The organism is Mesorhizobium sp. P2_E10 (assembly GCF_056404235.1).
Window position 1 is genome coordinate 394660 of record NZ_JBFUEK010000006.1, and the last position, 12914, is coordinate 407573.

A 12914-nucleotide genomic window follows, 5' to 3' on the forward strand; every position below is an offset into this window, starting at 1 on the left:
CCGCGATCAGAGCCAATGGACACCGATCCTTAATCATGCCGGCAATTGTTTGCGGGCAAACCATATCGGTGGTACCGACGGCGCAACCTTTCCTTAAAATCGATCATTCAGGGTTTCTGCGGGGACATGCGATTATGCATGGGGATCGCACACATCGTGACATGGCAGGAATTGAAGGGCTTGAGACCTGACCGGCACGCAGTTCTGGCGTTTCTGGTGGTCATTTTTTTCGCGACGGCGGCATCGATCCTGTTGTCGCGGCTGAACGTCGGCGCCGAAGCCTTGAGGCTCTGCCTGCAGATAGCGGTCGCCATAGCCGCGGGCGCGATTTTCCTGCTGGCCCTGTTCATCCGTCGGATCAGGGACGATCACCGGCAGATCGCCGAGAGCGAGCAGCGCTTCCGCCGCGCCATGGAAGATTCGGCGATCGGCGTTGTCATCGTCGGCCTCGATGGGCGCATTGTGCAGACCAATCCCGCCTTTGCCGCCATGCTCGGCTATACCCGCGAGGAGATAGAGGCGCTGACCTTCTTCCAGATCACGCATCCTGACGATCTGCAGATCGGCAAGGAAACGATGGAGAAAATGAGAGAGGGCAAGGTCGATTCCTATCACTTCGAAAAGCGCTACCTCAGGAAGGACGGAACGCCGGTGTGGGCCCACCTCGCCGGCTCCGTCATCCGCGACGAGCGCACTGGCCGGCCGCTCTATCTCGTCTCCCAGATCGAGGACATCGACGCCCGCAAGCAGTCGGAGGCGCGCATAGCCGAGGCCGAGACGCGCTGGAATTTCGCACTGGCCAGCGCCGGCCAAGGCGTCTGGGACCTCGACATGCGCAAAGGTGGCACGACCTATTCCTCCACCTGGGTGAACATGCTGGGTTACGCGGACGGTGAGCTGGATGGCGACCCCGATCTCTGGCTGACAATGATCCATCCGGACGACCGCGAAACCGTCGCCGAGGCCGATCGCGCTCATCTGGACGGCAAGACGCAGTACTTCGAAGCCGAATTCAGGATGCGCCACAAGGATGGCCACTGGATCTGGATCCTCGATCGCGGCAAGGCGCTGGAGCGCGACAGCGAAGGGCGCCTGATCCGGGCCATCGGCAGCCTGACCGACATCACCCAGCGCAAGCAGGCCGAAGAGCGCCTCATCGTCTCGGCGGCGATGCTGGCCGATGAAAAGGAGCGGCTTCGGGTAACGCTGCAATCGATCGGCGATGCCGTCATCTGCACCGATGCCGCAAACCGCGTCACCTTCATGAACCCGATTGCCGAGAAGCTGACCGGCGTTGAAGGCCGCGAAGCGCTCGGCAAGACGCTTGGCCATGTCTACTGGGCGGTCGACGAGGAAACCGGGCAAAGGATCGGTGTGGCGCGGCCCGCGATCAACAGCCCCGGCCCCGCGGACCAGAACAGCCGCGCCGTCCTCATCCGCCGCGACGACACGCGCTGCAGCATCCGTCAGGTCGTGTCGCCGATCATGAATGAGCGCGACGAGTTCTGCGGGCTGGTCATCGTCTTTCAGGACTTTACCGATGCGCGCGCCCTGCAGCGGCAGCTCGCCTACGCTGCGGCCCATGACGCGCTCACCGGCCTTGCCAACCGTTCGAGTTTCATCCGCACCATGGAGGAGCTGGTCGATCAGAGCCGCAAAGCCGACACGGCCGACTCGACAAGTCGGTCGGAGGGGGCGGCGAGCACCAGTTCATGTTCATCGACCTCGACCATTTCAAGCTGGTCAACGACACCGGCGGTCACGCCGCCGGTGATGCCTTGCTGAAGCGGGTTGCCGACGCCATCCGCGGTGCTCTTGGTCCCGAAGACATTGTTGCCCGCCTGGGTGGCGACGAATTCGCGGTGATCCTGAAGTCGGGTTCGGCGATCAGCGCCAAGATTGCCGCGCGATCCATCATCGATGCGATCCGCGGTCTGAGTTTCGCCTGGGACGGCCGGCACCATTCGATAGGCGCCAGCATCGGGCTGGCCCCGATCCGCGCCGGCTATGGCGAAGTCGACGAGATCATCGCCCGGGCCGATGCCGCCTGCTATGCAGCCAAGGCTGCCGGCCGTGGATGTGTTTCGATGGCGCCGGAGGAGAACGGCACGAGCGACAAGTCAGAGACACCGACGCCGCTCGCGGTGGCGTCGTAGGCGACGCGCGGCCAATCTTCTTGTTTTTGGTGTTCAGCGCGTCGGGACGGGGTGCTCGCCGCGATAATCGTAAAAACCGCGCCCGGTCTTGCGGCCGAGCCAGCCGGCCTCGACATATTTCACCAGCAGCGGGCAGGGGCGGTATTTCGAATCCGACAGGCCGTCATGCAGCACCTGCATGATCGACAGGCAGGTGTCGAGGCCGATGAAATCGGCAAGCTGCAGCGGTCCCATCGGATGGTTGGCGCCAAGCCGCATGGCGGTGTCGATGGCGTCGACCGAGCCGACACCCTCGTAAAGCGTGTAGATCGCCTCGTTGATCATCGGCAGCAGGATGCGGTTGACGATGAAGGCCGGGAAATCCTCCGAGACCGTGATCGTCTTGTCGAGCTGCTTCACATAGGTCTTGGCCGCCTCGAAGGTCTGGTCCTCGGTGGCGATGCCGCGCACCAGTTCGACCAGCTTCATCAGCGGCACGGGGTTCATGAAATGTATGCCGATGAAGCGCTCGGGACGGTCGGTCTGGGCGGCGAGACGTGTGATCGAGATCGACGAGGTGTTGGTCGCCAGGATGGCTTCCGGGTTGAGCTGCGGGCAGAGCTGCGCGTAGATCTTGCGCTTGACCGTCTCGTCCTCGGTCGCCGCCTCGATCACCAGATCGGCACCGGCAAGGTCGGCCATCACCGGCGCTGCCGAAATGCGCGCCATCGCGTCGTTGCGGACCTTTTCGTCGAGCTTGCCCGAGCCGACCTGGCGCGCCATGTTGCCGCTGATGGTGGCGATGCCCTTTTCGATGCGGTCGGGTGAAATGTCGTAGATCAGCACCTTGAAGCCCGAGAGCGCGGAAACGTGGGCGATGCCACCGCCCATCTGGCCCGCGCCGATGATGCCGATCGTCTCGATCTTGCCCATTACACCGATCCCGTCATATGGCCTTTGCGGCCTGCTTTTGTGCGGTGCAAACTAAAAGGGCGGGGCGACTTCGTCTACCCCGCCCCTCACAATTTAATACGCTTTGCCAGAAAGCGTCAAAGAGCCTTTTGCAGTTCCGGCAGAATGACGAAAAGGTCGCCGACGAGGCCGTAGTCGGCAACCTGGAAGATCGGCGCCTCCTCGTCCTTGTTTATGGCGACGATGACCTTGGAATCCTTCATGCCGGCAAGGTGCTGGATGGCGCCGGAGATGCCGACGGCGATGTAGAGATCGGGGGCGACCACCTTGCCGGTCTGGCCGACCTGCCAGTCGTTGGGCGCATAGCCGGCATCGACGGCGGCGCGCGAGGCGCCGACGGCGGCACCGAGCTTGTCGGCGACCGGCAGGATGACCTCCTGGAACTTTTCCGCCGAACCCAGGGCGCGGCCACCCGAGATGATGATCTTGGCCGAGGTCAGCTCCGGACGGTCGGTGTCGGAGAGCTTGTTCTCGACGAAGGAGGACAGGCCGGGATTGGCCGCCGCGTTGATGGTCTCGACCGCGGCCGAGCCACCCTCGGGCGCCGCCTGGAAGGAGGCGGTGCGCACCGTGATCACCTTCTTGGCGTCGGTCGACTGCACCGTCTGGATGGCATTGCCGGCATAGATCGGCCGCTTGAAGGTGTCGGGCGACACGATCTCGATGATTTCGGACACCTGCGCGACATCGAGCAGGGCTGCCACGCGCGGCGCGACATTCTTGCCCGACGAGGTCGCCGGGGCGATGATGGTGTCATAAGCTCCGGCCAGTGAGACGATCAGCGCCGCCAGCGGTTCGGCGAGACGCTCGGTCAGTTCGTCGGCATCGGCCAGCAGCACCTTGGTGACGCCCTTGAGTTTGGCGGCGGCGTCCGCCGCCGGCTTGGCGCCCTTGCCTGCAACCAACACATGCACGTCCGAACCGATCTGCAGGGCTGCAGAGAGCGCCTTGGCGGTCTGGTCGGAAAGGGTTGCGTTGTCGTGTTCGGCAATCAGAAGAATAGCCATGTTCTTGTCTCCTTTTCCGATCGCTTACAGCACGCCGGCTTCGTTCTTCAGCTTGTCGACCAGTTCGGCGACGCTCTTGACCTTGACGCCTGCCTTGCGGCCGCTCGGCTCCTCGGTCTTGATCACTTTCAGGCGCGGCTTGACGTCGGCGCCGTAGTCGGCCGGGGTCTTCTCGTCGAGCTGCTTCTTCTTGGCCTTCATGATGTTGGGCAAGGAGGCATAGCGCGGCTGGTTGAGGCGAAGGTCGGCGGTCACGATCGCCGGCATCTTCAATTCCACCGTCTGCAGGCCGCCGTCGACTTCGCGCGTCACCTTGGCCTTGTCGCCGTCGATGACGACCTTGGAAGCGAAGGTGCCCTGCGCCCAACCCAGCAGTGCCGCCAGCATCTGGCCGGTCTGGTTGGAATCGTCGTCGATCGCCTGTTTGCCGAGGATGACGAGGCCGGGCTGTTCGGCGTCGACGACGCCCTTCAGCACCTTGGCGACGCCGAGCGGCTCGGTCTGCTCATCGGTTTTGACCAGGATGGCGCGGTCGGCGCCCATGGCGAGCGCGGTGCGCAAGGTTTCCTGCGCCTGCTGTGGTCCGATCGAGACGACGATGATCTCGTCCGCCTTGCCGGCCTCCTTCAGCCGGATCGCCTCCTCGACCGCGATTTCGTCGAACGGGTTCATCGCCATTTTCACATTGGCAAGCTCAACCGCCGAACCGTCCGCCTTGACGCGCACCTTGACGTTCGCATCCACAACCCGCTTCACGGGCACAAGGATCTTCATTTCCTGTCACCTCTTTCAAGAATAGTTGGGCGCGCTATAGCAGCGCGTGCCTCTTCTGAGTTGTCGAAAGCCGACATTCCACACGGAATTCTGCTCTTCAAACGCCTAGCAGTGGCGCTTCCGTAGTTGCGACTACCCGGCGCGTCAATATCCGTGACGCACTCAAATCGGTTCAGTCCTGACTTGGAGTGGCTCCGCGACCCCATTGCGGCGCGGGCTGCGCCGGAAGTGGAGCGGCTGGCTCAGCTGGTGTAGGCGCCTGTCCGGCGGTCGGCGTGGCTTCGGGCTCCCCATCGGCGCCGGCAAGCAGCGGCACGCCGCGGCTGCGCAGGATCAGCACCAACACCGCGCCGGCGATGATGCCGCCGATGTGGCAGGCCCAGGAAACCTGGTTTTCGCCGCCGGCGGCGAACATCACCACCTGGAAGCCGATCCACAGGATGAGCGGGATGAAGGCCGGGATGCGCAGCGGAATGCGGGCGAAGGCCAGCACCCATACTTTCACCCTGGGATAGAGGATCAGATAGGCGGCGACCACGCCGGCAATGGCGCCTGAGGCACCGATCAGCGGCACTTGCGAGTCCCACGCCACAAGACCCTGGAAAGCGGCTCCCGCGATGGCGCACAGGAGGTAGAAGATCAGGTAACGGATATGGCCGAGCGCATCCTCGACATTGTCGCCGAACACCCACAGGAACAGCATGTTGCCGCCGAGGTGGAAAATATCGGCGTGCAAGAAGGCATAGGTGAGGTAGCTCAGGCTCTCGGGAATGACGACGAATTGCGGCGCCAGTTCCGCCTTGTCGTGGACGACGGACGGAATGAAACCGAGGCCGAGCACGGCGGCGTTGTTGAAATCCTCGCCACCGAGCGCGGTGACGAGATAAATGAGCGTGTTGAGCGCGATCAGGCCGATCGTCACATATTGCAGCCTGATATGCCGCAGCCTGTTGGTGTCGTAGAGCGGGATGAACATTCAGGGACCCCTCCCGCTTCGGCCAAATTCAGCGGTTCTTGCCGGGAATCCATAACACGTCGGCATTTCCGTTGTCATTGACCGCCCGTGCGGCGACAAACAGAAAGTCCGATACGCGGTTGATGTATTTGATGCCCTCGCGGTTGACATGCTCGCGCGGGTGCTGCGCCAGCGCCACCATGATGCGTTCGGCCCGTCGCGCCACCGTGCGGGCAAGGTGGAGGGCGGCGGCCGCGGGCGTGCCGCCGTTCAGCACGAAGGATTTGAGCGGCTCCAGGTCCTTGTTGAGGAGGTCGATGTCTTTTTCGATGCGGTCGGTCTGCGAGGCGACGATACGCAGCGGCTCGTAGCCGAGCGGCTTGCCGTCGTCGGGTACGGCGAGATCGGCGCCGAGGTCGAAAAGGTCATTCTGGATGCGGCCGAGCATCGCGTCGATCGACGGATGGGTTGTCGCCGTGTGGACGCGGGCCATGCCGATGCAGGCATTGGTTTCGTCGACGGTGCCATAGGCATCGATGCGCAAATCGGATTTCAGCCGCCGTTCACCGCTGCCGAGACCGGTGGTGCCGTCGTCGCCGGTGCGGGTGTAGATCTTGTTGAGCTTGACCATGCTCTGCCTCCCGAATCGGCTGGTGCCGTCATTTGCGGGTGAAATACACCGCCAGCAGGATCAGCGCCAAGGCCACGGCCTGCAGCAACACGCGCGCCTGCATCAGCTTGTTCGAGGTCATGCCGGAGCCGCCGCGCATCATGTTGATGAGACCGCGTATGAGCACGATCACCACGGCGACCATGACGAGGACGGCGAGGACATTGAAGACGGTTGCCATGGTCTGTTTCCAGTTTGATTGCGTTCAGGCGCGTTTGGCAAGCATGCGGTAGAGCGCCGATGCCGGCAGAAGGCGTTTGAGCATGACGCCGATTTTAGCCGGCACTGTTACCACATAGTGCGGGCGCGGGCGCCGCGACAGAAGCGCATGGCGCAAGGCCGCATGAACCACCTCCGGCCCTGGCTTCAGGCTGGAGATGCTGCCGCCGGCCCGCAGCCGTGCCAGCTGTGCCTCGTAGTCGAGGCGGTGGGCGGAGTTCTCGTGGTCGATATTCCTGAGGAACCAGAACAGCGCATTGCTGGCGATCTTCGATGTCACCGGCCCTGGCTCGATCAGCGAGACATGGATGCCGCTGCCTTGGAGTTCCTGATGCATGCACAGCATCAACCCCTCGAGTGCGTGCTTGGATGCGGAATAGGCACCGCGAAAGCGAACCGGCGTCAGCCCGAGGATCGATGAGCAGTGGACGAGGCGGCCATGGCCCTGGTGCCGCATGACCGGCACGATGCGGCGAGTCAGGTCATGCCAGCCAAAAAAATTGGCCTCGAATTGTTCTCGCAGTGCTGCAACCGGCAGGTCTTCGACGGCGCCGGGTTGCGCATAGGCGCCGTTGTTGAACAGCGCATCGAGCCGGCCGCCCGTCCGCTCCAATACCGAGGCCACCAGCGCCTCGATGGATTTGGGCTCGCGGTAGTCGAGATAAAACGCCTCGATGCCGTCGGTTTCGAGGGCAGCAATGTCTTCAGGTTTTCGCGCGGTTGCGAACACCCGCCAGCCTTCCGCCTTGAGCGTCCGGGCGCAATACGCCCCTATCCCGGAAGAGGCGCCGGTGACGATGATGGTGCGCAACTCCTGCGCCGGAGAAATCGTGGTTTGACCTAGGGTTGCCATTTGCCACAATCACTTCCCATATTCGCGGCGTCGAGACAATCGAAGGGAACGCGGCTCTTGATGCGGAAGATCGTCGTGCTGCGCCGCGTGCTCTATGACGCGCTAGGCCATTTCAACACCGACGACGGCTGGGCCATGGCCAGCCATCTGGCGATCACCTCGCTGATGGCGCTGTTCCCGTTCCTGATCTTTGCCACGACGCTGGCGAGCTTTCTCGGCGCGCAGGCGTTCTCGGACACGGCCGTGCATCTTGTCTTCGACACCTGGCCCGAACAGATCGCCAAGCCGATCGCACGCGAAGTGCTCAACGTGCTGACCGTCAGGCGCACCGACCTTCTAACCTATGGCGTGCTGCTTGCCGCCTACTTTGCGTCGAACGGCATCGAGGCGCTGCGCACCTCGCTCAACCGCGCCTATCGCGTCTCGGAAACGCGCGGCATCATCTACCGCCGGGTGCAGAGCATCATCTTCGTGCTGATCGCCACTGCAGGCTTCCTGGCGATCAGCGTGCTTTTGGTGTTCGCGCCGCTGCTGGCGAGGCTCGCCGAAGCTCATATCGAAGGGATCAAGCCCTATATGGGCACAATCACGCTGTGGCGTTACGTCATCGCCTCGACGGTCATTGTCGGCGGGCTGTTTGCCGTGCATTTCTGGCTGCCTGCCGGCAAGCGCCGTCTCGTCTCGATCGTGCCGGGCATCACCTTCACGCTGGCGGCATGGCTGATCGGCTCGACCGTCTTCGCCAGCTATCTCGATCATTTCTCGTCCTATGTGACGACCTATGCTGGCCTCGCCTCGATCATGATCGCGGTGGTCTTCCTCTATATGGTCTCGGCGATCTTCATCCTCGGCGGCGAGCTCAATGCCGCGATCAGCCGCTATCTGGAGGCGCGGGCACGGGTCGGATGAGTCGATGCCGGACGGATTGAGGAACTGAGGGATTGAAGAACTGGGGAATTGAGGAATTGAGGAATTGAGGAAAAAGCGACCATCCGGCGCTGTGTGCTTCTTCTCCAGTTCTCCAGTTCTCCAGTTCCCCAGTTCTCCAGTTCCCCAGTTCCCCAGTTCCCCAGTTCTCCAATTCTTCAGTTCTTCAATTCCTCAGTTCTTCCCTTAGTCGGCCGCGCCGTGGCCAGCCCGACGCCGAGCGTTGCAATCGCCATGCCGACAAGCTGCAACAGGTTGAGCTGCTCGCCGAACAGCGCCCAGGCGATGACCGCTGTGACGGCCGGCACCAGATAGAACAGCGACGCGACTTTCGACATCTCGCCGTCGCGGATCATCACCATCAAAAGGAAGATGGCGCCGATCGACAGCACCAGCACCAGCCAGGCCATGGCAAAGATCAGTTCGCCGTTGATGATGACCGTGCGTGTCTCGAACGCCAGCGAGGCGAGCGTCATCAGCGCGGCGCCGCCGACATATTGCCACATGGTCGCCGCCACAAGGTCGCCGCCGGAGGCGAAGCGCTTCTGCCAAACGGTGCCGGCGCTCATGCCCAGCACCGAGACGATCGAGGCGATCAGCGTTTCGGCCGTCACGCCGCCGCCGAGAGCGCCAAGCTTCGGCCAAAGCACGATGATAACCCCGAGCAGGCCGACAGCAAGGCCGACCCAATGGCGTGGCAGGATGGCTTCGCCGAGAAACCGGCCGGCGAGCACCGCCGTGATCAGCGGCTGCAAGCCGACGATCAGCGCCGAAAGCCCGGCCGGCATGCCCCGGTGGATCGCCCAGAACACGGCGCCGAGATAGATGCCATGCATCAGGATTCCGGCAACGGTGGCGTGGAGCGCTTCCGTGCGGGTCGCTCTCTTCGAGCCAAGCACCACCATCAGTCCAGCCAGCAGGATTGCTGCCAGGACGAAACGCACCGCCAGGAAGGCGAAGGGTTCGGCCCATGGCATGGCATAGCGCGCACCGATGAAGCCGGTTGCCCACAGGACGACAAAGGACGCGGGGATGAACCGCTTGAGACTGTGCATTTTAAGGGGGCGCCCGGTTTCGGTGAAGATGTTCGGTAAAGAGTCGACTACCGCGATTGCTCTAATGCGGTTCGATCCGGCAAGCAAAACGAAACAATTGATTTATAAGCTCATTCGAATTTAACCGGTGGTGTCAGGACTATCGACTGATCCCCGGGAGACATGGCGTTTCGGCTTCGACAAGGAGCGAGCAGGCATGCTGTTGCATCTCGACACAAGCTGGTTGCTGATGACGGTCGCGTCCGTCGCCGTGTTCGGTTTCTTCTTCGGCGCGGCGCTCGACGCCATCATGAAGGAAGACGGGTTCGGCTCCAGCGGCAACACGCTGTTGTTCACCTTCGGCTTCTTCTTTGCGATCATGGTCGCGAATGAACATGGCATCAGCCTGAGAGATCTCAAGCTCGCGGTCGCCTGGGGCCTGGGCGGCGCCTTCACCTTCATCAGCGTGCTGGCGCTGGTCAAGGCCGGTTTGGCCCGCTGGTGATCGGTGTATTGATATTGAGGTGAAGCCGGCCTGCGAACGGTGGTTTCCTGCGCTTCCGGCCTTCGCCGGCCGAAGCAATCATGAGTGGCGTGGCGGTTAAGGCTACGGCCGGCGTAGGCCGGTACTCACGTACCCAAAAGTACGCTCCGTTCCGGTTCTCGGAACCCATCGTCCTCGGCTCGGCCTGACCTCAATCTCAATACGCCGAAGCACCTAGAGAAGCCCGACCAGTCGCCTGACATCGTCCGCCGATGCACCTGACTGGCGTTGTGCGGCAAGTCCGGTATCGCCAAGGCTTTTCGACAGTTTTCGGCCGTCCGGTCCGAGGATGAGGCGATGGTGAAAATATTTTGGCTGCGGCAGGCCCAGAATGTCCTGCAGCAGGCGCTGCACGCCGGTGGCGGAAAACAGGTCCTGGCCGCGCACGACGTGGGTGACGCCTTGCAGTGCATCGTCGGTCACGACAGCGAGATGGTAGCTGGTCGGGATCTCGCGGCGCGCCACGATCACGTCGCCCCAGTCCCGAGGCCGGGCTTCCACCGTTCGGGTTGAAGAAAGCGTCTCGTCGGTAAATTCGCTCCAGAACAGGCCCTTGCCGAGGCGCGCCAGCGCCGCCTCGACGTCCAGCCGCCAGGCGAAGGGCGCATTTTCGGCGATCCGTCGTTTGCGCTCCCTGATCGGCAACGCCTTGTCGGCGGCGGGGTAGAGCGGCACGCCGTCGGGGTCGCGCGGCCAGTCGCGACCGCGGCTTTCGCTGTCGGCGATGAAGGCCCTGATGTCGCCCCGGCTCATGAAGGCGGGGTAGACGAGCTCTTCGCGGATCAGCCGGTCGAGCACGGCCTCATACTCCGCGAAATGATCGGACTGACGGCGCACCGGTTCTTCCCAGCCGAACCCAAGCCATTTGAGGTCGCGAAAGATGCCTGCTTCGAATTCCGGTGTGCAGCGCGTCGTGTCGATGTCCTCGATGCGCAGCAACAGGCGTCCGCCCGCCGCCGCTGCCAGTTTCTGGTTGAGCAGCGCCGAATAGGCGTGGCCGAGATGCAGTTCGCCATTCGGGCTTGGCGCGAAGCGGAATGTCAGGAGTGTCATCTCTCGGGCAGCAATCGGATTGTGCAGCAGTTTCGCCAATTGCTACGCTGGGCTCAGTGCAGGAACAAGCAAACATGCAACGCATCGCCAACCTCGACGACGTCGCGCGAGGCCTGGACGCGCTTTGCCGCATCGATCCGCGCCTGGAAAAGGTGCGCGGCATGGCCGGCGAGGTGCCGCTGCGGCTCTCGGAGCCGGGGTTCAGAAGCCTCGCCTCGATCATCGTCTCGCAGCAGGTCTCCCGCGCCAGCGCCGATGCCATTTTCGGCCGGCTGACGAAACTGGTCGATCCGCTGACGCCGCAAGCCATCCTCGCCGCCGATGAGGCGATGTTTCGCGAGGCCGGGCTGTCGCGGCCGAAGCAGCGCGGCCTGATCGCCATTGCCCAGGCCGTCGCCGACGGCCTCGACCTCAATCACCTCTGCCGACTCGACGCCGGCGAGGCGATCGCGGCGATGACGGCAGTGCCGGGCATCGGTCCGTGGACGGCGGAAGTCTATCTTCTGTTTGCCGCCGGACACCCCGATGTTTTCCCGGCGCGGGATGTCGCGCTACAAACGGCGGTCGGTCACGCGCTCGGCATCGAACCGCGTCCGCCGGAGAAAACGCTGATCGCATTGGCCGAATCATGGAGCCCGTGGCGCGGTGTCGCATCGCGACTTTTCTGGGCCTATTATCGTGAGCTGAAGGGCAGGGACGCCGCGCCTCCCGCCTGAATCCGCAAAAAAGCATTAAAATCATGCGCTTTTGGCAGGTCATGTGGCCGACATGCCGCTTCACATCCCTGTCATGTCGGGCTTACAGTATCCGCGCCGATCGGTTCTTGAACTAGGAGGTCAACAAGGTGACGGTTGCCGTATCTCCGGATGGGCTTCCAGCGCTGGTGCTGAATGCGGATTACCGTCCGCTCAGCTATTACCCTCTGTCGCTCTGGTCGTGGCAGGACGCCATCAAGGCGGTGTTCCTCGACCGGGTCAACATCGTCGCCGAATACGAGCACGCCGTGTCGTCGCCGACCTTCTCGATGAAGCTGCCGAGCGTCGTCAGCCTGAAGGCCTATGTGAAGCCGTCCAGGCATCCGGCCTTCACCCGCTTCAACGTCTTCCTGCGCGACCGTTTCCAGTGCCAGTATTGCGGCACGCCCGAGGATCTGACCTTCGACCACGTCATTCCCCGCCACCGTGGCGGTGCGACGACGTGGGAGAATGTCGTTGCCGCCTGCTCGCCCTGCAACCTGAGGAAAGGCGGCATGATGCCGGCGCACGCCAAGATGTGGCCGCTGCAGAAGCCCTACCAGCCGACGGTGCATGATCTGCACAATAACGGCCGCCTGTTCCCGCCCAACCATCTGCATGAAAGCTGGATGGATTATCTCTACTGGGATGTCGAACTCGAACCTTGAGATCGTTCGAGAGCTCGGGAGGCTGGTCGCCTGAAGCGATTTTCTACGCTTCCGGTGCTCACACGCCTACCAGACCATGATAATCCGATATCGGCTCAGCTCGGCCGCGCTCACTTATCAGCGGCTTCGCGTTTGAGGACCGGCTTCCCCCTCTCCGTCTCGGCTTCGCAGCGCCACCTTGTATCTGCACGAGAGAGATTTCGTGGGATTGAAGCGGTTGAGCCAAGGTCCGGGCGGCCGCCCGGACCTTGGCTTGGTGAAGTCGCCCGTACCACCTGAGGTTACAGCCGCGGGAGAGCTTGGGATCTTCGCCTTCGTCACGCACGACCGAACAGTCGCTTGGTTCCAACCGTACGCACAAGGCAGGTT

Annotated in this window: 15 protein-coding genes; 6 read left to right on the forward strand and 9 right to left on the reverse strand. The window is 62.8% G+C overall.

All coding sequences use genetic code 11. The annotated features are described in order from the left end of the window. Positions 1 to 216 precede the first annotated feature (216 nt). The gene (locus tag AC1D0N_RS19150; RefSeq protein ID WP_477246582.1) at positions 217 to 1785 is read left to right on the forward strand and encodes a PAS domain S-box protein; all 1569 of its coding nucleotides are present in this window, start codon (positions 217 to 219) and stop codon (positions 1783 to 1785) included. Next, the gene (locus AC1D0N_RS19155; RefSeq protein ID WP_477246584.1) at positions 1713 to 2156 is read left to right on the forward strand and encodes a GGDEF domain-containing protein; all 444 of its coding nucleotides are present in this window, start codon (positions 1713 to 1715) and stop codon (positions 2154 to 2156) included. Before AC1D0N_RS19150 ends, AC1D0N_RS19155 begins: the two co-directional genes overlap by 73 nt. A gap of 33 nt (positions 2157 to 2189) precedes the next feature. Here AC1D0N_RS19155 and AC1D0N_RS19160 read toward each other — a convergent pair whose 3' ends face one another. From AC1D0N_RS19160 to AC1D0N_RS19190, 7 genes are all read right to left on the reverse strand, one after another. Beyond that, on the reverse strand, positions 2190 to 3068 hold the full coding sequence (locus AC1D0N_RS19160) for a 3-hydroxybutyryl-CoA dehydrogenase (RefSeq protein ID WP_477246586.1): 879 nt from the start codon (positions 3066 to 3068) through the stop codon (positions 2190 to 2192). A gap of 116 nt (positions 3069 to 3184) precedes the next feature. Continuing rightward, positions 3185 to 4114 (reverse strand): electron transfer flavoprotein subunit alpha/FixB family protein, encoded by a 930-nt coding sequence (locus AC1D0N_RS19165; RefSeq protein ID WP_477246588.1) that lies wholly within the window; start codon positions 4112 to 4114, stop codon positions 3185 to 3187. A 24-nt stretch (positions 4115 to 4138) separates the two neighbouring features. Continuing rightward, entirely contained in the window at positions 4139 to 4888 is a 750-nt protein-coding gene (locus AC1D0N_RS19170; protein WP_477246590.1) for an electron transfer flavoprotein subunit beta/FixA family protein, read from the reverse strand. Positions 4889 to 5060: 172 nt separating this feature from the next. Then, positions 5061 to 5864, reverse strand: a complete 804-nt coding sequence (locus AC1D0N_RS19175; protein ID WP_477246592.1) for a rhomboid family intramembrane serine protease — start codon at positions 5862 to 5864, stop codon at positions 5061 to 5063. Between the two features lie 28 nt (positions 5865 to 5892). Continuing rightward, entirely contained in the window at positions 5893 to 6474 is a 582-nt protein-coding gene (locus tag AC1D0N_RS19180; RefSeq protein ID WP_477246594.1) for a cob(I)yrinic acid a,c-diamide adenosyltransferase, read from the reverse strand. 28 nt (positions 6475 to 6502) lie between these two features. Beyond that, the gene (locus AC1D0N_RS19185; RefSeq protein ID WP_477246596.1) at positions 6503 to 6694 is read right to left on the reverse strand and encodes a twin transmembrane helix small protein; all 192 of its coding nucleotides are present in this window, start codon (positions 6692 to 6694) and stop codon (positions 6503 to 6505) included. A gap of 24 nt (positions 6695 to 6718) precedes the next feature. After that, the gene (locus tag AC1D0N_RS19190; RefSeq protein ID WP_477246597.1) at positions 6719 to 7585 is read right to left on the reverse strand and encodes an SDR family oxidoreductase; all 867 of its coding nucleotides are present in this window, start codon (positions 7583 to 7585) and stop codon (positions 6719 to 6721) included. A 60-nt stretch (positions 7586 to 7645) separates the two neighbouring features. On the opposite strand from AC1D0N_RS19190, the gene AC1D0N_RS19195 reads away from it, so the two are divergent. Further along, positions 7646 to 8494 (forward strand): YihY/virulence factor BrkB family protein, encoded by an 849-nt coding sequence (locus tag AC1D0N_RS19195; RefSeq protein WP_477246599.1) that lies wholly within the window; start codon positions 7646 to 7648, stop codon positions 8492 to 8494. A 176-nt stretch (positions 8495 to 8670) separates the two neighbouring features. On the opposite strand, the gene AC1D0N_RS19200 is transcribed toward AC1D0N_RS19195, so the two are convergent. Continuing rightward, positions 8671 to 9567 carry a DMT family transporter gene (locus AC1D0N_RS19200; RefSeq protein WP_477246601.1) on the reverse strand — a complete coding sequence of 299 codons (897 nt, stop codon included), beginning with the start codon at positions 9565 to 9567 and terminating at the stop codon, positions 8671 to 8673. A 196-nt stretch (positions 9568 to 9763) separates the two neighbouring features. Between AC1D0N_RS19200 and AC1D0N_RS19205 the strand changes: the two genes are divergently transcribed. Continuing rightward, positions 9764 to 10051, forward strand: a complete 288-nt coding sequence (locus AC1D0N_RS19205; protein WP_477246603.1) for a hypothetical protein — start codon at positions 9764 to 9766, stop codon at positions 10049 to 10051. A gap of 213 nt (positions 10052 to 10264) precedes the next feature. On the opposite strand, the gene gluQRS is transcribed toward AC1D0N_RS19205, so the two are convergent. Continuing rightward, on the reverse strand, positions 10265 to 11143 hold the full coding sequence (gene gluQRS, locus AC1D0N_RS19210; RefSeq protein WP_477246605.1) for a tRNA glutamyl-Q(34) synthetase GluQRS: 879 nt from the start codon (positions 11141 to 11143) through the stop codon (positions 10265 to 10267). A 74-nt stretch (positions 11144 to 11217) separates the two neighbouring features. Between gluQRS and AC1D0N_RS19215 the strand changes: the two genes are divergently transcribed. Together AC1D0N_RS19215 and AC1D0N_RS19220 are read left to right on the forward strand one after the other, a co-directional pair. Then, entirely contained in the window at positions 11218 to 11859 is a 642-nt protein-coding gene (locus AC1D0N_RS19215) for a DNA-3-methyladenine glycosylase family protein (RefSeq protein ID WP_477246607.1), read from the forward strand. A 128-nt stretch (positions 11860 to 11987) separates the two neighbouring features. Beyond that, positions 11988 to 12545, forward strand: coding sequence for an HNH endonuclease (locus AC1D0N_RS19220; protein WP_008874122.1), 558 nt, complete (start codon positions 11988 to 11990; stop codon positions 12543 to 12545). Positions 12546 to 12914 lie beyond the last annotated feature (369 nt).